The organism is Rarobacter incanus (assembly GCF_006715765.1).
Classification (GTDB): Bacteria; Actinomycetota; Actinomycetes; order Actinomycetales; family Cellulomonadaceae; genus Rarobacter; species Rarobacter incanus.
The window spans coordinates 422,579-443,538 of record NZ_VFNV01000001.1 but is presented as its reverse complement, the minus strand read 5'-3'; the positions used below and the strand labels follow the sequence as shown (position 1 = coordinate 443,538).

Here is a 20,960-nt window from a genome sequence, read left to right as displayed (position 1 = left end):
CCCGCACGACCCTACGGCGTCCGCAACAGGTGTGTGTCGCGGACCTACATACATAATATATGGTATCCATGGTCCACTCAAGGCCGTGGCGCCCTCACTTTCCGCGACATTGGAACGGCCAGGATCGCTGCCGCATCCGCCGTGCCTAACCCGTTGCCCCGCCCAGCCCACGCAAAAGTGCCGCCCGCGGCAACGCCGGGGCTGCCCGCTGGCCCGATTTGCTTGCCGGGTATCGGGGCGTCCTGCCCACCCGCCGGCGCGGGTTCGAGCACGCCTTGCGCCCCAGTTTCACCCGCTGGCGCGGCTCCAAAATCACCCGCCGCACCCAGTTCACCCGCGGTCGATGCGCCGATTTGACCGGGCGCTTGCGCCGGTTCGTCGATCTTTTCGCGCGCTGTCTTTGCCCATCCCGTGCGGCGCGCCACCTGGCGTCCCAGCGCCCGGAACACGACCGGATAGATCATCCAGGTGTAGATCAAATACAGGTGCGCCAGCACGACTGCAACGATGACCGATTTCAGCCCGGTGTGGCCAAGAGAGGCAAAGATCACCACCACCCCGGGCGCAAAAGACAGCACGTAGAACGCCACGACGACCTGCCACGGCATGTAGATGCTTACGTCGCCCAGTAGCAATTGCACGATCGAAGCCAGCACCGACAAACCCACGACGGCCTGCACCAACGGGGTCAGCAGGTACCAAACGTGATCGAACTTCGCCACGACGTTCGCGTGCAGCTTACCCACGCCGCGCACCAGGGCGACCGATTGCCACGTGCCTTGCGACCACCGCGTTCTCTGGCGATACAAGGTCCGGAACGAGTTCAGCCCCTGCTGATCGATCGTCACCGTGGTCGACTGCTCGCCGCGCCAGCCCGCCTGCAACATTCGCACGCCGATGTCCTGATCCTCGGTGAGCCTGGCCCGCCACGGCCCCGCGATCTCCTCGCTGCTGGCCGCGCGCCGAGCCGCATGCTGGGGCACCGGGACAACCACGGAGTCAAGGGCCGACAGGCGGTTGAACTGCCCGTTGCCGCCCATGTTCGCAGTGCCCCACCGCGAGCGCCCGCGCTGAAACACCTTTCCGAACACCAAGAATTCGAGGTTCTGGGCCCACGTCAAGAAGCTTGAGCGGTTGTAGATGCGCACCAGCGACTGCACCCCGCCGACGCGTTCGTCGACGAAGTGCTTGACCACGTCGGTCGCGTTGGGCGCCAGCCGCCCGTCCGCGTCCACGATCGTGACGATGACGTGGTCCGGGTCCCAGCCGCGGTAGTCGGGTGAATCCAGGACCCGCGTGTGCAGGTAGTGCCAGGCGTCGTTGAGCGCCTGGGCCTTGCCCTTGCGCGCGTTCGGGGCGGTCCGCGTCAGAACGATCAGTCCCGGCACGTCCAACCCGTCCAGGATCCGTCCGGTGTCGTCGTCGGAGCCGTCGTTGATCACCAAGATGATCCGGTGGGCGGCGGCCACGGCCGCAAGCCGCGCAACCGAATCCGCGATCGTGCGTTCCTCGTTGAGGGCGGGCACCACAAAGACCCACAGGTAGTCGCGTTCGCGTTCATCGACCTGCACATCGCGCACCGCAATCTCGCGGCTTGCGGGCGAAAGGGGGTCGGGGCGCTCGTCCTCATCGTCTTCTTGCGCGCGGCTGGCGCCCCACACAAGCCCAAAAAGCGTCGCCAAGCTCGCCACGATCATGATCAGCGCAACCCAATAGAGCGGTTGCAGCCACAGCGGCGTGCCTGCGTACGGATCAAAGCCGTTCATTGGGAAAGACTAGCCACCTGACGGTCAGGCTCGAAGGGCAAAGTCTCGGACGCGACCGGACGGGCGAACTGGGCCGGGGTCGCCCCGATGCGGCGCAGGACGGCGGCGCGGACCTGCTCGTCATCGAATTGGTGCGGGCGCGGGCCGTCGCAAAACACGTTCTCCAGGGTTTGAAGGATGCGCTGTGCCGCGTGGCCGTCGCCGTAGGGGTTTTTAGGTACTTGCCGCGCTCCGCGTGCACGGTGGGGCTATCGAGCAGGCGCGATGCGGCGTTGACGATGCGCTTGGGGTCAGTGCCGACGAGTTCCAACGTCCCCGCATCCACGCCCTCGGTGCGTTCGGTAGTGTCCCTGACGACCAGCACGGGGGTGTGCAGGGCGGGGGCCTCTTCCTGGACGCCGCCCGAATCCGTGATCGCTAGGTAGGAACGCGCCATGAGGCGAGCGAACTGGTCGTAGCTGCGCGGTTCGATCAGGCGAACGTTCGCGTAGCCGCTGAGGTGGCTGCGGATGGTCGTGCGCACCGCCGGGTTCGGGTGCATCGGAACGACAAAGACCGTGTTCGGGTAGGCGCTGGCCAACTGCGCGACCGCGCCGGATATCCGTTCGATGCCCGCGCCCCAATTCTCGCGGCGGTGGGCGGTAACCAGGACGATGCGGCGCGAGTGATCGTGGTCCAAATCCTCCAGGTCGGGGCCCAGGCTCCCGCCCTGGCCGACGGCCCACGACAGCATGTCAATCGACGTGTTGCCGGTGACCACGATACGGTTCGCGTCAATGCCCTCGGCGATGAGGTTCATCTTGTTGTGGCTGGTCGGGGCCAGGTGCAGCGCCGCTATGCGGGATATGAGTTGGCGGTTGCCCTCTTCGGGGAAGGGGGAAAGCACGTTCGAGGTGCGCAGGCCGGCCTCGACGTGGATGACGGGGATTCCGAGGTGGAACGCGCCGATCGCCGCGGCCGCGGCGGAGGTCGTGTCGCCGTGCACCATGCAGGCGATTGCGCCAAAGGGGCTGCGTCCGCCGTCCGCGCGGAAGGGTTCGGCGACCGGGCCCGGTTGCCAGATTCGGTCGAATGCGCCCGTGACGTGGGAAAACAGCTGGTTGAGCGTGACGGGGCCGTGTTGGGTGACCCGCAGGTCGATGTCCGTCTTGATGCCCGTGCTGGCGAACAGATCGGCCACCATGCGTTCGTGCTGACCGGTGCTAATGGTCACGGGCTGGAAGTGCCGGCTCGATTCGAGCGCTTGGATGACGGGAATCATCTTTATCGCTTCCGGGCGTGTTCCCACAACCGTCATGACCTTGAGAGCATCTGACCCCTGCGCCATTTTGATCCCTCACCGTTCTAATCGTTCGATCGGTTATTGCTGTGTGTCCGCTAACTACCCGCAAGAATAGGAAAGAACCCTGCGTATGGACAGGGAATTTGCGGGAAAGTGACTAAATGCACACGAGCGGTGGTCGGTCACGGTCGTTTATGCGTTCAAGGTCTGATGGCAAGGTGATGCGGCTTGCGCGTCGGTCTGTGTGGGGGAGTGTTGGGTGATGTGATTCTCCTTGGGCGTTACTGTGAATCGGGGCGAGTTCTTCAGGGTGCGGGTGGCTGGAGTGCGGTGCGCTTCTAGCGAACTAGTACATATGTGCGAAGTTTTCGGCATTGTGATTTAGACTGGGGTGGTGAGTGAACGCCTCGTCATCCAGGGCGCAAGGGAACATAACCTGCGCAACGTCAATCTTGACCTGCCAAGAAACAAGATGATCGTGTTTACCGGATTGTCCGGTTCCGGCAAGTCTTCGCTAGCATTCGACACCATCTTTGCCGAAGGGCAGCGCCGCTATGTCGAATCGCTGTCCGCGTACGCGCGCCAGTTTCTGGGACAGATGGACAAGCCGGATGTCGATTTTATCGAGGGGCTTTCGCCCGCCGTGTCGATCGATCAGAAGTCGACGAACCGCAACCCGCGTTCCACCGTCGGAACGATCACCGAGGTATACGACTACCTGCGCCTGCTCTTCGCGCGGGCCGGAACGCCGCACTGCCCTGTGTGCGGAGAAAAAATCGTCGCGCAGTCGCCGCAGCAAATAGTCGACCGGCTTTTGGAACTGCCCGCGGGCACTCGTTTCCAAATCCTTGCTCCGGTCATTCGCGGGCGCAAGGGTGAATACGCGGAACTGTTTTCCGAGCTGGTCACCCAGGGATTTTCCCGCGCGCGCGTTGACGGTCAAACCGTGCAACTGTCCAGCCCACCCACGCTGGAAAAGAAGCTCAAGCACGACATCGAGGTCGTCGTGGACCGGTTGGTCGCCAAGGACGGCATCCGCCGCAGGCTCACCGACTCGGTGGAAACGGCGCTCAAACTCGCCGATGGGCTTTTGATCGCCGAAATGGTGGACGCGGACGCCGACGACCCGCAACGCGAGCGACGATTCTCCGAACACCGGTCATGCCCCAACGATCACCCCCTGGCGCTCGACGAAATTGAGCCGCGCACCTTCTCCTTCAACGCCCCCTACGGGGCGTGCCCCGAGTGCACCGGATTGGGAATGCGGCTCGAGGTGGACCCCGACCTTGTGGTTCCCGACCCCGACCTATCCCTTCGCGATGGGGCAATCGCTCCGTGGTCGCATACCTCGTCCGAGTATTTTCAAAGGATCCTCGCGGCACTCAGCGCCGATCTGGGGTTCTCCATGGACACGCCGTGGAACAAACTGCCCAAAGAAGTCCGCAAATCCGTCCTGCACGGGCGCGATTACGAAGTGCAGGTCAAATACCGCAACCGGTGGGGCCGCGAACGGCAATACACCACCGGATTCGAAGGCGTCATGCCATTCCTGGAGCGGCGGCACGCCGAAACCGAATCCGAATGGTCGAAGGATAAGTACGAGGCGTACATGCGCGAGGTCGCGTGCCCCGCGTGTAAGGGCGCGAGGCTTAAGCCCGAGGTGCTGGCCGTCAAGGTATCGGGGCGTTCGATCGCGGAAGTTTGCGACCTGTCCATTCGCGACGCGTCCGGGTTCTTGGACAACTTGGAGTTGAGCGGCCGCGAGAAAATGATCGCCGGGCAGGTGCTGAAGGAAATCCAGGCGCGATTGGGGTTCCTGCTCGATGTGGGGCTGGACTACCTGACCATGTCGCGCGCCGCCGGGACCCTTTCCGGCGGGGAGGCGCAGCGCATCCGGCTCGCCACGCAAATCGGGTCGGGTCTGGTCGGGGTGCTCTACGTTCTGGACGAGCCGTCCATCGGCCTGCACCAGCGCGACAACCGCAGGCTCATCGACACCCTGACCCGCCTGCGCGACCTCGGTAACACGCTCATCGTCGTCGAGCACGACGAGGACACGATCCGGGCGGCCGACTGGATCGTGGACGTCGGCCCCGGGGCGGGGGAGCACGGCGGTCGCATCGTTCACTCGGGGGACCTGGCCGGGCTGCTGGCATCCAAGGACTCCGTGACCGGAGCGTACCTGTCGGGGCGCCGGTCCATCCCGCTGCCATCCGCCCGCCGCCCCATCGATAAGAAGCGGCAGGTCACGGTGCTGGGCGCGCGTGAGAACAATCTGCGCAACATCGACGTGTCCTTCCCGCTGGGCGTCCTCACCGCCGTCACCGGCGTGTCCGGCTCGGGGAAATCGACGCTGGTCAATTCGATCCTCTACACGGTCATGGCGAACCAACTCAACGGTGCCAAGCGCGTGGCGGGACGACACAAGCGCGTGACCGGACTTGAGGAACTCGATAAGGTCGTCCACGTCGACCAGGGTCCCATCGGGCGCACGCCCAGATCGAACCCCGCGACATACACGGGCGTGTGGGACCCCATGCGCCGGCTCTTCGCCGACACAACCGAGGCGAAAGTGCGTGGGTATGGGCCGGGTCGGTTCTCGTTCAATGTCAAGGGCGGTCGGTGTGAGGCATGCTCTGGGGATGGCACGATCAAGATCGAGATGAACTTCCTGCCGGACGTCTACGTCCCGTGCGAGGTGTGCCACGGGGCCCGGTACAACCGCGAAACCCTGGAAGTGCATTACAAGGGCAAGACCGTTGCTGACGTCCTGGATATGCCGATAGCCGAGGCAGCGGAGTTTTTCGCGGCGGTGCCGCGGATATCGCGTCACCTAAAGACCCTTGTCGATGTTGGCCTGGGGTACGTCCGGTTGGGCCAGCCGGCCCCGACCCTATCCGGTGGTGAGGCGCAGCGCGTCAAGCTCGCGTCCGAACTGCAGCGCCGCTCCACCGGGCGCACCGTCTACGTGCTGGACGAGCCGACGACCGGATTGCACTTCGAAGACATCCGCAAGCTGCTCGGCGTGTTGCAGTCGCTTGTCGACAAGGGCAACACGGTAATCGTTATCGAGCACAACCTCGACGTGATCAAGAACTCCGATTGGGTGATCGACATGGGGCCCGAGGGCGGGTCCGGCGGCGGAGTCGTCGTGGCGCAGGGAACGCCCGAACACGTTGCGAAGTCGCCGAAGAGCCACACCGGGTTCTTCCTGCGGGAGTTGCTTGGGTAGCGCGCTGTTTCGTTGGTCGAGTAGCCCGCACTTCGTTGGTCGAGTAGCCCGCACTTCGTTGGTCGAGTAGCCCGCGTAGCGGGCGTATCGAGACCGGGGGGTTGGGGGTCTTCGTTGGTCGAGTAGCCCGCGTAGCGGGCGTATCGAGACCGGGCGGTTGGGGGTCTTCGTTGGTCGAGTAGCCCGTGTGGCGGGCGTATCGAGACCGGGCGGTTGGGGGTCTTCGTTGGTCGAGTAGCCCGCGTAGCGGGCGTATCGAGACCACTCCTTCGTTGGTCGAGTAGCCCGCGTAGCGGGCGTATCGAGACCGGGCGGTTGGGGGTCTTCGTTGGTCGAGTAGCCCGTGTGGCGGGCGTATCGAGACCGGGCGGTTGGGGGTCTTCGTTGGTCGAGTAGCCCGTGTGGCGGGCGTATCGAGACCGGGCGGTTGGGGGTCTTCGTTGGTCGAGTAGCCCGCGTGGCGGGCGTATCGAGACCGGGCGGTTGGGGTCTTCGTTGGTCGAGTAGCCCGCGTAGCGGGCGTATCGAGACCACCCCTGCGTTGATCTCGATAATCGCCTTCGGCGCACTCGATCAGCTGTACCCGCGCACTTCGTTGGTCGAGTAGCCCGTGTGGCGGGCGTATCGAGACCACCGCTGCGTTGATCTCGATAATCGCCTTCGGCGCACTCGATCAGCTGTACCCGCGCACTTCGTTGGTCGAGTAGCCCGCGTAGCGGGCGTATCGAGACCAGGCGGTTGGGGTCTTCGTTGGTCGAGTAGCCCGCGTAGCGGGCGTATCGAGACCACCCCTGCGTTGATCTCGATAATCGCCTTCGGCGCACTCGATCAGCTGTACCCGCGCACTTCGTTGGTCGAGTAGCCCGTGTGGCGGGCGTATCGAGACCACCGCTGCGTTGATCTCGATAATCGCCTTCGGCGCACTCGATCAGCTGTACCCGCGCACTTCGTTGGTCGAGTAGCCCGTGTGGCGGGCGTATCGAGACCACCGCTGCGTTGATCTCGATAATCGCCTTCGGCGCACTCGATCAGCTGTACCCGCGCACTTCGTTGGTCGAGTAGCCCGTGTGGCGGGCGTATCGAGACCACCGCTGCGTTGATCTCGATAATCGCCTTCGGCGCACTCGATCAGCTGTTCCCGCGCACTTCGTTGGTCGAGTAGCCCGTGTGGCGGGCGTATCGAGACCACCGCTGCGTTGATCTCGATAATCGCCTTCGGCGCACTCGATCAGCTGTTCCCGCGCACTTCGTTGGTCGAGTAGCCCGTGTGGCGGGCGTATCGAGACCGCGCCGCTCGCTGGAGAATCGTGCGAATATCGCTAGTCCTCTCCAAGCAATCACCTGACTAACTCCTGAGGGTGTCGAGTAGTTTTCCCCATTAGCTATCTCGGATGGAACATCGTGAGAGTGCTTGTGATCGTTGAGCGATGGCATATATGTACATTTTGAAATGTCGCGATGGTTCGTTTTATGTTGGCAGCACGCGAAACATTGAGAATCGTCTCGCGCAGCATGCTTCGGGTTGCGGCAGCGAATACACCAAACGGCGCCTTCCGGTCGAGCTCGTCTACGTGGCGATCTATCCCAATATCGGTGAAGCTTTTGCTGCCGAAAAGCAGGTTCAGAACTGGTCGCGACGAAAGCGAATCGCGCTCATTGAGGGACGATTCTCAGACCTGCCTCAACTCGCGCGTAAAGATTTCTCACGCGAGCGACCACACTGATACTGGCAGCACTTGGTCCTATGTCGGGGAGAGGGTTGATCTCGATACGCGCCTTCGGCGCTACTCGATCAACGGGAGTCGGCGCTATGTGACCGGGGAGAGGGTTGATCTCGATACGCGCCTTCGGCGCTACTCGATCAACGGGAGTCGGCGCTAGGTGACCGGGGAGAGGGTTGATCTCGATACGCGCCTTCGGCGCTACTCGATCAACGGGAGTCGGCGCTATGTGACCGGGGAGAGGGTTGATCTCGATACGCGCCTTCGGCGCTACTCGATCAACGGGAGAGCGGCGCTACTCGATCAACGGGAGTCGGCGCTATGTGACCGGGGAGAGGGTTGATCTCGATACGCGCCTTCGGCGCTACTCGATCAACGGGTGTTGGCGCTACTCGATCAACGGGTGTTGGCGCTACTCGATCAACGGAAGACCGGCGATAATAGATAAGTGACCGATCCCGCTACCTACCGTCCCGCGCCCGGCGAGATCCCCGCGTCCCCCGGTGTCTACCGCTTCCGTGACCCCGACGGCCGCGTCATCTACGTCGGCAAAGCGAAGAACCTGCGCGCGCGGCTAGCGAATTACTTCCAGCCGCTGCACAGCCTGCACCGGCGCACCCAACAAATGGTCACAACCGCGGCGAGCGTCGAATGGACGGTCGTGGGCACGGAGGTCGAGTCGCTGGCGCTCGAATACCAGTGGATCAAGGAATACGACCCGCGGTTCAACATCAAGTATCGCGACGACAAATCGTATCCGTACCTTGCCATAACAATGCGCGACGAGTTCCCCCGCGCCCTCGTCACGCGCACCCCGAAGAAGGCAGGCAACCGGTACTTCGGCCCCTACGGGCAGGCCTGGGCGATCCGCGAAACCCTTGACCTGCTGCTCAAGCCATTCCCGGTCCGCACCTGCTCGACCGGGGTCTTCAAGCGTGCAGGTTTGCAGGGCAGGCCGTGCCTGCTCGGCTACATCGACAAGTGCGCTGCGCCGTGCGTGGGGCGGATCAGCGCGGAAGACCACCGCAAGCTAGCCGAGGAACTGTGCGATTTCATGGCGGGGAAGACCGCGCCGATCACGCGCCGGCTCGAGGCGGAGATGCAACAGGCCGCGCAGCGGCTCGATTTCGAGGCCGCGGCGCGCCTGCGCGACAACTTGCAGGCACTGCGAACCGCCATGGAGAAGAACGCGGTGGTGCTTTCTGACGGGATGGATGCCGACGTCTACGCCATGACGCGCGACGAACTTGAAGCATCCGTGCAAGTGTTTTACGTGCGGCAGGGACGCATCCGGGGCCAGCGGGGCTGGATCGTTGAGATTGGGGAGCCGGCGGAGGACGGGGAACTCGTCGATTCGATCATTGAAAAGGCGTATGGCGAATACACGCAGCCCGGGCTGGAATGGGACCGCAAGGACGCGATCCCCGCGACAATTCTGGTGCCGGTTGCGCCGAAACGCGCCGACGCACTGCAAGAATGGCTCACGGGCATGCGCGGCTCGAAGGTGAGGATCCAGGTTCCCCAGCGCGGCGAGAAGGCCGAATTCGCGCGCACCGTGCTGAAGAATGCGGAACACGCCATGCAACTGCATCGCATGCGGCGTGCCGGTGACCTGACGTCGCGGTCACTGGCGCTGAGCGCGTTGCAGGACGCGCTGGGGATGGACCAGGCGCCCCTGCGCATCGAGTGTTATGACATTTCGCACACCCAGGGCACCAATCAGATGGCGTCGATGGTCGTGTTCGAGGACGGCTTGGCAAGAAAGAGCGAATACCGCACGTTTGCGATCCGCGGCAGCGACGGGCAGGGCGCGCGCGACGACACTGAGGCGATGCGCGAGGTGCTACGGCGCCGATTCAAACATATTCAGGATTCCGACGAGGCCCCCCCAAACTCAATTCCCGCAGGCCAGCAGGGCGCTGTCAGTGTGGGGGAGCCGGGGGGTGGCGCGATTCGTTCCGCCGACGGCGGTGGGGGTTTTGCTGGGGGGCCGGGGGGTCGCACCGACGGCGCGGTCGGTGATCCGCGCGGTGAGGGCGGACTCGAATCGGGGTCGGCGCGCGGTGAGGGCGGGCTCGAAGCGGGGGCGGTGCGCGGTAAGGGCGGGCTCGAATCGGGGGCGGTGCGCGGTGAGGGCGGACTCGAATCGGGGCCGGCGCGCGATGAACATGGACGGCCGCGGCGCTTTGCGTACCCGCCGCAGCTCGTTGTCGTCGACGGCGGGCAGCCGCAGGTCGAAGCCGCCCGCGAGGTCTTCGAGGAACTCGGGCTGACCCACATCACCTTGTGCGGGTTGGCGAAACGTCTCGAGGAAGTGTGGATGCCAGGGGAGGACTACCCCCTCATTTTCGAACGCACATCCCCGGGCCTTTACCTCATGCAGCAAGTTAGGGACGAGGCCCACCGCTTCGCCATCAAGGCCCACCGGTCACGTAGGTCTGCTTCCATGACCCGTTCGGAACTGGACGGAGTACCCGGCATCGGGCCGACAAAGGCCAAGGCACTGCTCAAAAAGTTTGGGTCACTGTCGAAACTGCGGGCCGCCAGTGTCGATGAGGTCGCGGCCGTCCCGGGAATGGGAGCGAAATCGGCGGCGGCACTCCTGGCGGCGTTGAACTCCTAGCCTGCAAGGTGCAAGGCGGGGTAGTTGGGTGGGTGTGCTCGTCCGCGGTTGGGACCCTGTGCAAGAGGTTTACAGTTGCGGCGCAATCCGGTGACGCCGGGCGTGCGGGGGCTCCGGCGCGGATATGCTAACCACATGAGCGAACCGAACCCGATGACCGTGCCCATGGGGATTCCCGCCGTCGAAGCCGCAGCTCACCGGCCCGTTCCCGATGACACCGAGCTGCTGATCATCACCGGCATGTCCGGCGCTGGACGCACGCGGGCCGCCGCGGCCCTGGAAGACATGCAGTGGTTCGTCGTCGACAACCTGCCGCCCAATCTGCTGCCGCCGCTGGTCGAGCTGGCGGCGCGAGCCGGATCGACGGTTCGCAAGATCGCCGTCGTTCTTGACGTCCGTGGCAAGGAATTCTTCAATGACTTGCAAGGCGTCGTCGAGCAACTGCGGCAAACCCCAATCAACGTGCAGATGGTCTTCCTCGACGCATCCGACGAAGCTTTGGTGCGCCGCTTCGAACAGGTGCGCCGGCCCCACCCGTTGCGGCCCGAAGGGCGGCTCCTCGAAGGCATCGCGGCCGAGCGCGAACTATTGGCACCGATCAAGCGGCGATCGGATTCCGTCATCGATACGTCGAACCTCTCCGTGAACGAGCTGGCGCGCGCCATGCGCACAGCCGTACACAGCGAGGACCCAGGGGAGTTGCGAATCGTGGTGATGTCATTCGGGTTCAAGCACGGTTTACCGCTCGACGCGGATCACGTAGCCGACGTGCGCTTCCTGGCGAACCCATACTGGATAACCGAGCTGCGACACCTCAACGGCCACGATGCACCCGTTCGGGACTATGTTCTTGGCCAAGAGGGCGCTCGTGAATTTGTCACCCGCTACGCGGCCGCGCTCGAACCGGTCTTGGCAGGGTACATACGCGAAGAAAAACGCCACACCACCATCGCGATTGGTTGCACCGGGGGCCAGCATCGGTCCGTCGCCATTGCGGATGCGTTGAGCGCGTTGCTGCGCGAGGGCGGGCACAGCGTGCAGGTGTCCGCGCGAGACCTTGGGAGGGAGTGAAAATGGGTCCCATTCGCACCAATTCTCCGGCGACGGGCGCGATCCCGGTGGCTTCCGCTGCCATTCCGGACCCCACGCCCCGGCACGTTGACACCCGTCCATCCGTCGTCGCCTTCGGCGGCGGGCACGGGCTCGCGGCGACCCTCGGCGCGTTGCGCCTGGTTACCGACCGGATCAGCGCTGTCGTGACCGTTGCCGACGACGGAGGATCATCGGGCAGACTCCGCGAGGAATTTGGCGAGCTGCCACCCGGCGATCTGCGGATGGCGCTTTCGGCGCTGTGTGACGACTCGGAATGGGGTCAAACCTGGCGTGACGTGCTGCAATACCGGTTCGACTCCGATGGCCCGCTGAACCAGCACGCTGTCGGGAACCTGCTGATCTTGGCGTTGTGGGAGCTTTTGGGCGACAACGTTGAGGGCCTTGACTGGATCGCGCGCCTGCTCGGCGCGCGCGGGCGCGTCCTGCCGATGGCGGCCGTCCCGCTCGAAATCCGGGCCCACGTTGAAAGCGACGGGAAATCCCACATCGTGGTGGGGCAAAGCAACGTTGCGCTTGCGTCCGGGCGGATCACGCAGATCGGTCTCACGCCCGAGGATCCCGCCGTGCCAGACGAGGTCCTAGACGCGGTTGCCAGCGCCGACTGGCTCGTGTTCGGACCCGGATCGTGGTTTTCTTCGGTCATGCCGCACTTCATCGTGCCGAAGTTGCGCGAGGCGATAATCGCGTCACCCGCGCACCGCCTGCTGACGGCGAACATCGGGATGCTTGACGACGAGTCCTTCGGCATGACTCCCGTCGATCAGCTCGATGCGCTGCACGCGCACGCCCCCGACGTCCGATTCGACGCTGTGCTGGTCGACACAACGCAGTACACATCACCCCGCTTAATGCGGTCGGCGGCCGCGCGCCTCGGCGCGCGAATTGTCGTCAACGACCTGCGGCGTTCCGATGGGAGCCCGCGCCACGCGAGGCTTCGCCTCGCCGCGGCGTACCGGGACATTTTTGGCGTCGAGGACGCCGACTAGATGCCGCCCGCCGTTGATCGAGTGCGGGATGGTTAGTTGATCGAGTGCGGGATGGTTCGTTGATCGAGTGCGGGATGGTTCGTTGATCGAGTGCGCCCGGGGGCGTGTATCGAGATCAATCTTTGGTGCGGGGGTGGTCTCGATACGCCCGCTGCGCGGGCAACTCGACCGGCGGGGGGGGGGCTGGTGCGGTGGTTTGTGTTCGTTGATCGAGTGCGCCGGAGGCGTGTATCGAGATCAATTTGGTGCGCGGGTGGTCTCGATACGCCCGCTGCGCGGGCAACTCGACCAGCGGGGTCGCGTGGTGCGGGGGTGGTCTCGATACGCCCGCTGCGCGGGCAACTCGACCAGCGGGGTCGCTGAGTGCGGTGGTTTGTGTTCGTTGATCGAGTGCGGGATGGTTCGTTGATCGAGTGCGCCGGAGGCGTGTATCGAGATCAATTTGGTGCGGGGGTGGTCTCGATACGCCCGCTGCGCGGGCAACTCGACCAGCGGGGGTGGCCTGGTGCGGGGGTGGTCTCGATACGCCCGCTGTGCGGGCAACTCGACCAGCAGGGGTGGCCTGGTGCGGGGGTGGTCTCGATACGCCCGCTGCGCGGGCAACTCGACCAGCAGGGGTGGCCTGGTGCGGGGGTGGTCTCGATACGCCCGCTGTGCGGGCAACTCGACCGGCGGGGGTCGCCTGGTGCGGGGGTGGTCTCGATACGCCCGCTGTGCGGGCAACTCGACCGGCGGGGGTGGGCCGGGTCGAACCAACGGGCGCGGGGTGTCATTATTGTCCCCATGGCTTTGACGGGTGAGGTGAAGGAAGAACTCGCGCGAGTTCACGTTGACAAGGTCGCATGCCGCAAGGCGGAAGTGGCGGCAACACTTAGGTTTTCCGGTGGTTTGCACATCATTTCCGGGCGGATCGTCATCGAGGCGGAACTTGATTGCGAGACGGCATCGCAACGGCTGCGCGACGCGATCCTGGAGGTGTACGGGCATCAATCCGACTTGATCGTGGTGTCCGCCGGCGGCATCAGGCGCAACGCCCGATACGTCGTGCGGGTCGTCCGCGACGGGGAAACCCTTGCCCGGCAGACCGGCCTGCTTGACGTGCGCGGACGCCCCGTGCGAGGTCTGCCGCCCCAGGTCGTCGCGGGCGGGCGCGAGGAAATCGAAGCGGCATGGCGCGGCGCGTTCCTGGCCCACGGCTCGCTGACCGAGCCCGGCAGGTCCACCGCCCTTGAAGTAACCTGCCCCGGCGCGGAAGCCGCAATGGCGCTGGTCGGCGCGGCGCGCCGCCTCGGAATCTCCGCCAAATCCCGCGAGGTGCGCGGCGTTGACCGCGTGGTCATCCGCGAGGGCGACGCGATCGCACAACTGCTTCGCGCGATGGGTGCCCGCACCTCCTTGCAGGCGTGGCAGGAACGCCGTGCCACGCGCGAGGTCCGCGGCACGGCCAACCGGCTCGCCAACTTCGACGACGCAAACCTGCGCAGATCCGCGCGGGCGGCCGTCGCCGCAAGCGCCCGCGTCGAACGAGCATTCGAAATCCTGGGCGAAGATGTCCCCGAACACCTGCGCGAAGCCGGCGAGTTGCGTTTGGCGCATCGGGAGGCCTCGTTGGAAGAATTGGGTCAGCAGGCCAACCCGCCCCTCACCAAGGACGCGATCGCCGGACGCATCCGCCGGTTGCTGTCCACGGCGGACCGCCACGCAAGCGAGCTTGGAATCCCCGACACGGAAGAGAGCCTGTCTCCGGAACTTTTAGATGAATAAATGGGACGAGGCCACCCAAATTGCTCCGAATGTTCAACGGGACGGTAAAGTAGTCGTTGTGACTGTTTCGAGGTTCGGTCTCGAACCCCTTGGACGTAGGTCCCGGGAATTCTTGCCCCAGAGGTTATAGGCTCGAACATGTCATAAGGACACGGATTCGACACCAAAAGGCGCGTAAACGCAACGGCGTGCTGCGGGTTTCGAGGGGGAGAATCCGATAGTCGACACGTCAGTGCGTGTCATGCGCGCGCTGAATCACATCAACCGTATGCGCCGGTCACCGCCGGCGTTCCCTGAGGAGGGCATAGTGACAGTTCGCGTCGGTATCAACGGCTTCGGCCGCATCGGCCGTAACTTCTTCCGCGCCATTGTGGCGTCGGGCGCAGACATCGAGATCGTCGGTGTTAACGACCTGACCGACAACAAGACGCTCGCACACCTGCTCAAGTACGACACCGTACTTGGCCGGTTGCCGCTGTCGGTGGACTACGACGATGAGAACATCATCGTTGATGGCAAGAAGATCCGCGCACTCGAAGAGCGCGACCCGGCAAACCTGCCCTGGGCCGAGCTGGGTGCCGACATCGTGATCGAGTCGACCGGCTTCTTCACCGATGCAACCAAGGCGAAGGCACACATCGACGGTGGCGCCAAGAAGGTCATCATCTCCGCCCCCGCCAAGAACGAGGACGGCACGTTCGTTGTCGGCGTGAACCACACCGACTACGACCCCGCCACCCAGAACGTGATCTCGAACGCTTCGTGCACCACGAACTGCCTCGCCCCCGTTGCCAAGGCGCTCAACGACGCCATCGGGATCAACAAGGGCCTGATGACCACGGTTCACGCCTACACCGGTGACCAGAACCTGCAGGATGGCCCGCACCGCGACCTGCGCCGTGCCCGCGCCGCTGCGCAGAACATCGTCCCGACCTCGACCGGTGCCGCCAAGGCTGTTGCCCTGGTTCTGCCCGAGCTCAAGGGCAAGCTGGACGGCTTCGCGCTTCGCGTTCCCGTTATCACCGGTTCGGCCACCGACCTGACGTTCGAGGCATCGAAGGACGTCACCGTCGACGAGGTCAACGCTGCCGTCAAGGCCGCCGCCGAGGGCGCGCTGAAGGGCACGCTGGAGTACACCGAAGACGAGATCGTTTCGTCGGACATCGTCTCCAACCCGCACCAGAGCATCTTCGACGCCAAGCTGACCCGTGTTTCCAACGGCAACCTGGTGAAGATCGTTTCCTGGTACGACAACGAGTGGGGCTACTCCAACAGCCTCGTCAAGCTGACCGAGTACGTTGGTGCTCGCCTCTGATCTTGAGTTCACGCTCAATCAGTCAGTGATATAGCAACGTCCGCGTGCGCAGGTGGCACTCAGCCGCGGCGCACGCGGACGTTGCTCTTTCTTCAAGGCGGGCAACCGGGCAGGCAGACCGCACCCACGCGGGTGCGTTGCGAGGCTCCCGGGCTCGCCTCCGGCAGTGCGACAGTGTTCGCCGGGCAGTCTCGAGGGTCGCGGACTATCACCGCTCTTGACGGATCGCGGGGCCCGCGGCACATACCCGGTCACAGTGCGCCGAGTTCCCTCTCAGTGTTTGGTGGGTGTCGGCGGGCGGGGCGCTCGTCCTGAAAAAATCCCAAACTGCCGGACGCAGAACCGCAACCGAAATGCCTCGCCGCGGCGCGAGGCGCCGTTCCACAAGGAGACACCAGTGGCAGTAAAGACCATCGAGTCGCTCGGAGACCTACGCGGCAAGCGCGTTCTGGTCCGTTCAGACTTCAACGTTCCGCTCGACGGAAGCACCATCACGGACGATGGACGCATCCGCGCGGCGCTTCCGACCATCAAGACCCTGATCGCTGACGGCGCCAAAGTCATCCTGGTCGCACACCTGGGACGCCCGAAGGGCACGCCCGACCCGAAGTTCTCGCTGGCGCCCGTTGCCGCTCGCCTCAGCGAACTGCTAGGACAGCCCGTGGCGCTCGCCTCTGACCTGGTCGGTCCCTCCGCGCACGAGGTAGTCGCCGGACTCAAGGATGGCGACGTTGCGCTGCTCGAAAACGTGCGTTTCGACGCCCGCGAAACGTCCAAGGACGAGGCGGAGCGCGGGGCGCTGGCCGACGAGCTCGCTGCGCTGGCCGACGCCTACGTTTCCGACGGATTCGGCGTCGTGCACCGCAAGCAGGCGTCGGTCTACGACATCGCGAAGCGCCTGCCCGCGGCCACCGGCCTGCTGGTTCTCAAGGAGGTCGAATCCCTGAAGAAGGCAACCGAGAACCCCGCCCGTCCCTACGTCGTGGTGCTTGGTGGATCAAAGGTTTCCGACAAGCTCGGCGTTATTTCCAACCTGCTCGACAAGGCCGACCGCCTGCTCATCGGTGGCGGCATGGCGTTCACGTTCCTGGCCGCCAAGGGTTACTCGGTTGGAAAGTCCCTGTTGGAGGCCGACCAGATCGACACCGTCAAGGGCTACCTAGCGACCGCCGCCGAGAAGGGCGTAGAGATCGTGCTGCCCGTTGACGTTGTCGTTGCGCCCGAATTCGCAGCTGACGCTCCCGCGACCGTTGTTGCCGCCGACGCGATTCCCGCCGACCAGATGGGTCTGGACATCGGCCCCGAATCACAGAAGCTGTTCGCATCGAAGCTCGCCGACGCCAAGACTATCGTGTGGAACGGCCCGGCCGGAGTGTTCGAGTTCGCATCGTTTGCCGGTGGCACCCGCGCCGTCGCGCAGGGCATCATCGACGCCACGAAGGACGGCGCGTTCTCCGTCGTCGGTGGCGGCGACTCTGCTGCCGCAGTTCGTATCCTTGGCTTCGACGAGGCTGGTTTCTCGCACATCTCCACCGGTGGCGGCGCCTCGCTCGAGTTCCTTGAGGGCAAGGAACTGCCGGGAATCGCTGTTCTCGAATCCTGATGTGGGTCGCGCACCGCTGCACGTCGCTGCGGCGGCGCGCCCATTGAAGTCCTGGAATCAATCCGCCCGTTTCACCCGTGGTGGCGGCGCCGCACGCGCCGCCACCCACCAAATCAAAAGGAGACCACTATCGTGGCAACCCGTACGCCGCTCATCGCGGGCAACTGGAAGTTGAACCTCGACCACCTCGAGGCAGTCCACCAGGTGCAAAAGCTTGACTTCACGCTCAAGGACGCCAAGCACGACTACTCCGCAGTGGAGGTGGCGGTCCTTGCGCCGTTCACCGACCTGCGTTCGATCCAGACCGTTGTTGACGCCGACAAGATGGGTGTCAAGTACGGAGCGCAGGACGTTTCGCAGCACGTTTCTGGCGCCTACACCGGCGAAATTTCCCCCGTCTTCCTGGCGAAGTTGGGTGTGACCTTCGTTGCCGTCGGCCACTCGGAGCGTCGCCAGTACCACGGCGAGACCGACGAGATTGTCGCCGCGAAGACAAAGGCTGCCCTGGATCACGACCTGACACCGATCGTGTGCGTCGGAGAAGGCCTGGACATCCGCAAGGCCGGGGAGCACGTTGCCTACACGCTCGCCCAGGTTGATGGCGCGCTCGCCGGGCTTTCGGCCGAGGAAGCAGCCAAGATCGTCATCGCGTACGAGCCCGTCTGGGCCATCGGAACCGGTGAGGTCGCGACGCCCGCCGACGCACAGGAAGTCATTGGGGCGATCCGCGGCCGTCTGGCCGAACTGTACGACCAGAGCGTTGCCGACGTCGTGCGCGTGCTTTACGGCGGGTCCGTCAAGTCCAGCTCCATCGTCGAACTGATGGCGGAGAAGGACATCGATGGTGGTCTGGTCGGCGGCGCCAGCCTCGACCCCGAAGAATTTGCGCGCATCGCGAGCTTCTACAAGGTTGCCTGACACTAATTGACCGAGTTTGCGGCATGGTGCACGCAGTTGCATGCGCCATGCCGTAGACTTGTAGGCGTTGTCCGCAGTGCTCTTCGTTGTCGAAGTGCACGTCACACCACACGAGAGTTGTTGAAACAGTGGGTATTCTGCTGATTGTGCTTCAGGTGATCATGCTCATCACCAGTGCTTTCCTTGTCCTCCTCATCCTGCTCCACAAGGGCAAAGGTGGCGGTCTTGCCGACATGTTCGGTGGCGGAATCGCTCAGTCTGCCAGCTCTTCCGGTGTCGCCGAACGCAACCTAAACCGAATCACGATCGGATTTTCGGTTGTCTGGTTCGTCTCGATCGTCCTAGTCGGGCTGTTGCAAAAGTTCGGGTACTGATCGGCGGAACTGCCGACACGGTTTTCCTTTGGGGTGGCCGCCACGCTTGGCGTGGCGGCCACCTTTTTGCTTGCCCGGGGAGGCGCGTGGCTGGAAGGGGCGCGCGAGGCGCGCGTGGGGGTGGTCTCGATACGCCCGCTGCGCGGGCAACTCGACCAGCGGGGTCGGGGCGTGTGGGGGTGGTCTCGATACGCCCGCTGCGCGGGCAACTCGACCAGCGGGGTCGTCGAGTGCGGGGGTGGTCTCGATACGCCCGCTGCGCGGGCAACTCGACCAGCGGGGTCGTCGAGTGCGGGGGTGGTCTCGATACGCCCGCTGCGCGGGCAACTCGACCAGCGGGGTCGGGGCGTGTGGGGGTGGTCTCGATACGCCCGCTGCGCGGGCAACTCGACCAGCGGGGTCGTCGAGTGCGGGGTTTTGGTTCGAGTGCGCGCTACTCGCCCAGCGAAGCGGCGTCAACCAGCCACAGCGTGCGCTCGGTCCCGTGGACGTGGCCGGCGGGAGCCTCGTCGACGGGCGCCGAGCCCAGGGCGCGGGCAACCGCATCGGCCTTCGATGCGCCGGAGGCAATCAGCCACACCTCGCGAGCGGTGTTGATCGCGTCAAGCGTCAAGGTGATACGCAGGGGAGGCGGCTTGGGCGAGTCTTCAATCCCCGTAGTGATACCCGTACGCGACAGTCCCGGGTGCCCCGGGAACAGGGAAGCGACGTGGGCATCCGGGCCGACGCCCAGCATCAGCACGTCGAAGGACGGCAGGGAACCGCCGACCGGCGCGAACTCGTTCAAGTCGGACCCATAGGCAAGGGCGGCCTCTTCCACACCGACGGTGTCGCGGAAGCACGGCGCGACATGCACGTTCCTGGGCGGCAGGCCGTGGGAAGAAACAAGGAAATCAAGCAGCGCCGCGCGGGCCTGGCCCTCATTGCGGTCGGGGTCCCCGGCCGGAACGTAGCGCTCGTCCCCCCACCAAAAATGCACGGCAGACCAATCGATCGCGGACACCAGTGGGTTGCGCGCGACCGCGGCCAACGACGCTATGCCAAGGGTCCCTCCCGTCACAACGACGTGGATTGGGGACCTGACGGACTGGATGTCGAGCAGCCGGGTCAGCAGCCGCGCGGCAACGCCGTCGGCCAGCGTTGTGGCATCCGGGTGGACAACTACAAGGGGACTACCGGTCATCGAAGACTCCTCAAAACGGGCCGGTGGCGCTAGCGATACGAGCCAGCGCCCCTACCGGGGCAACGCCAGTGCCGCAGCGAAACGGGGTGGGTGGGACAACACGGACGAACTACTTACCTACCGACGGTACTTTGTCCCAGCCATCTAGGCGCGCCAAACCCTTCGTCAGGACCTCGCCGTAGACCTCGTCCGGGTCGAGCCGCCGCAGTTCTTCGGCCAAGCATTCGCGGAGCGTGCGGACGGGAAGCGAGATACGATGCTCGGGCTGATCGGGCTGGCACAGCGTGGCGACGGCGCCTTCCGGGCGCGAGATGACGATGTCCCCGCTGGCGCGCGTCAATACGACCTTCGTGACCGCCTGCGCATCGTCGACGCGCCGAATCGACACGGGCGCCCTCAGGTACTGGGCCAGCCACGCGGCGATCAAATCGAGCGAGGGGTGGTCGGCGTCGCCCTCCACGACCGCGCCGTGGACGGGTTCGAACGGTGCCTGGTCGAGCGCGGCCGCCAGCAACCCGCGCCACACGGTCGCCCGCGTCCACGCCAGGTCCGTTTGCTGGGGTCGGTGAGCCTGACGCAGGCTTTCCAGCACGGCACGCGGGTCCGCGGAATTGACGGAATCCGTGATGATCGCGTGCGCCAAATCGGCGATCGCATTCTCGGCCGCGGACGCGGGCAATTCACGAGGCCACCAAGCCACAATGGGCGTATCCGGCAATAGTAAAGGAATCACCAAGGTGTCGATGTGCCCGATCAACGCCCCGGCGGCCTGCAGAATGATCACTTCGGAGGCCCCGGCGTCGCCGCCCACGCGGATCTGCGCGTCGAGCCGCGGCGCGGATTCCGTGTCCCCGGGGCTGACCACGATGACCCGGCACGGGTGTTCGCGGCTGGCCGCATTGGCCGCCTCGACTGCTATTTCGACGTCATCTGCGGCCGCGACCACTATGAGCGTCAGCACGCGGCCAAGCGCCACGGCACCGCCCTCGTCGCGCAGTTTCACCAGTCGCTTCGCCACGACCTGCGCCGTTGTGCCGGCTAGTTCGACGATCATCGTTTACACCTCATTGCAATCAAAAA

14 protein-coding genes are annotated in these 20,960 nt (G+C 64.7%); 10 read left to right on the top strand and 4 right to left on the bottom strand.

What is annotated here, in order from left to right; genetic code table 11:
* Positions 1-77: 77 nt before the first annotated feature.
* Positions 78-1,766, bottom strand: a complete 1,689-nt coding sequence (locus tag FB389_RS01785) for a glycosyltransferase family 2 protein (RefSeq protein ID WP_142111094.1) — start codon at positions 1,764-1,766, stop codon at positions 78-80.
* A complete protein-coding gene (gene wecB, locus FB389_RS01780; protein WP_142111093.1) occupies positions 1,753-3,093 on the bottom strand; it encodes a non-hydrolyzing UDP-N-acetylglucosamine 2-epimerase in 1,341 nt (446 codons plus the stop codon). The genes FB389_RS01785 and wecB overlap by 14 nt, the downstream gene beginning before the upstream one ends.
* A gap of 349 nt (positions 3,094-3,442) precedes the next feature.
* Here wecB and uvrA point away from each other — a divergent pair, with 349 nt between their 5' ends.
* The 10 genes from uvrA to secG all read left to right on the top strand — a co-directional run bounded on the left by uvrA (position 3,443) and on the right by secG (position 18,697).
* Positions 3,443-6,280, top strand: coding sequence for an excinuclease ABC subunit UvrA (gene uvrA / locus FB389_RS01775; protein ID WP_142111092.1), 2,838 nt, complete (start codon positions 3,443-3,445; stop codon positions 6,278-6,280).
* 1,427 nt (positions 6,281-7,707) lie between these two features.
* The gene (locus FB389_RS01770; protein WP_142111091.1) at positions 7,708-8,004 is read left to right on the top strand and encodes a GIY-YIG nuclease family protein; all 297 of its coding nucleotides are present in this window, start codon (positions 7,708-7,710) and stop codon (positions 8,002-8,004) included.
* Between the two features lie 445 nt (positions 8,005-8,449).
* Positions 8,450-10,624 carry an excinuclease ABC subunit UvrC gene (gene uvrC / locus FB389_RS01765; RefSeq protein WP_142111090.1) on the top strand — a complete coding sequence of 725 codons (2,175 nt, stop codon included), beginning with the start codon at positions 8,450-8,452 and terminating at the stop codon, positions 10,622-10,624.
* Between the two features lie 135 nt (positions 10,625-10,759).
* Positions 10,760-11,695 carry an RNase adapter RapZ gene (gene rapZ / locus FB389_RS01760; protein ID WP_142111089.1) on the top strand — a complete coding sequence of 312 codons (936 nt, stop codon included), beginning with the start codon at positions 10,760-10,762 and terminating at the stop codon, positions 11,693-11,695.
* A gap of 2 nt (positions 11,696-11,697) precedes the next feature.
* Positions 11,698-12,723: a gluconeogenesis factor YvcK family protein gene (locus FB389_RS01755; protein WP_142111088.1), complete on the top strand. Its 1,026-nt coding sequence runs from the start codon at positions 11,698-11,700 to the stop codon at positions 12,721-12,723.
* 783 nt (positions 12,724-13,506) lie between these two features.
* Positions 13,507-14,487: a DNA-binding protein WhiA gene (gene whiA, locus FB389_RS01750; protein WP_142113412.1), complete on the top strand. Its 981-nt coding sequence runs from the start codon at positions 13,507-13,509 to the stop codon at positions 14,485-14,487.
* Positions 14,488-14,794: 307 nt separating this feature from the next.
* Positions 14,795-15,802: a type I glyceraldehyde-3-phosphate dehydrogenase gene (gene gap / locus FB389_RS01745; RefSeq protein WP_142111087.1), complete on the top strand. Its 1,008-nt coding sequence runs from the start codon at positions 14,795-14,797 to the stop codon at positions 15,800-15,802.
* Between the two features lie 397 nt (positions 15,803-16,199).
* A complete protein-coding gene (locus FB389_RS01740; RefSeq protein WP_142111086.1) occupies positions 16,200-17,405 on the top strand; it encodes a phosphoglycerate kinase in 1,206 nt (401 codons plus the stop codon).
* A gap of 132 nt (positions 17,406-17,537) precedes the next feature.
* Positions 17,538-18,323: a triose-phosphate isomerase gene (gene tpiA / locus FB389_RS01735; RefSeq protein WP_142111085.1), complete on the top strand. Its 786-nt coding sequence runs from the start codon at positions 17,538-17,540 to the stop codon at positions 18,321-18,323.
* A gap of 128 nt (positions 18,324-18,451) precedes the next feature.
* Entirely contained in the window at positions 18,452-18,697 is a 246-nt protein-coding gene (gene secG, locus FB389_RS01730) for a preprotein translocase subunit SecG (protein WP_142111084.1), read from the top strand.
* 433 nt (positions 18,698-19,130) lie between these two features.
* Here the strand turns inward: secG and pgl are convergent, their stop codons facing one another.
* A complete protein-coding gene (gene pgl, locus FB389_RS01725) occupies positions 19,131-19,880 on the bottom strand; it encodes a 6-phosphogluconolactonase (RefSeq protein ID WP_142111083.1) in 750 nt (249 codons plus the stop codon).
* 109 nt (positions 19,881-19,989) lie between these two features.
* Entirely contained in the window at positions 19,990-20,934 is a 945-nt protein-coding gene (locus tag FB389_RS01720) for a glucose-6-phosphate dehydrogenase assembly protein OpcA (RefSeq protein ID WP_142111082.1), read from the bottom strand.
* Between the last annotated feature and the right edge of the window lie 26 nt (positions 20,935-20,960).

What these genes read in the sequence shown, in the direction of transcription:
- FB389_RS01785 (WP_142111094.1), bottom strand. Translation starts at nt 1,766, where the DNA reads ATGAACGGCTTTGATCCGTACGCAGGCACGCCGCTGTGGCTGCAACCG.
- wecB (WP_142111093.1), bottom strand. Translation starts at nt 3,093, where the DNA reads ATGGCGCAGGGGTCAGATGCTCTCAAGGTCATGACGGTTGTGGGAACA.
- FB389_RS01770 (WP_142111091.1), top strand. Translation starts at nt 7,708, where the DNA reads ATGGCATATATGTACATTTTGAAATGTCGCGATGGTTCGTTTTATGTT.
- rapZ (WP_142111089.1), top strand. Translation starts at nt 10,760, where the DNA reads ATGAGCGAACCGAACCCGATGACCGTGCCCATGGGGATTCCCGCCGTC.
- FB389_RS01755 (WP_142111088.1), top strand. Translation starts at nt 11,698, where the DNA reads ATGGGTCCCATTCGCACCAATTCTCCGGCGACGGGCGCGATCCCGGTG.
- whiA (WP_142113412.1), top strand. Translation starts at nt 13,507, where the DNA reads ATGGCTTTGACGGGTGAGGTGAAGGAAGAACTCGCGCGAGTTCACGTT.
- pgl (WP_142111083.1), bottom strand. Translation starts at nt 19,880, where the DNA reads ATGACCGGTAGTCCCCTTGTAGTTGTCCACCCGGATGCCACAACGCTG.
- FB389_RS01720 (WP_142111082.1), bottom strand. Translation starts at nt 20,934, where the DNA reads ATGATCGTCGAACTAGCCGGCACAACGGCGCAGGTCGTGGCGAAGCGA.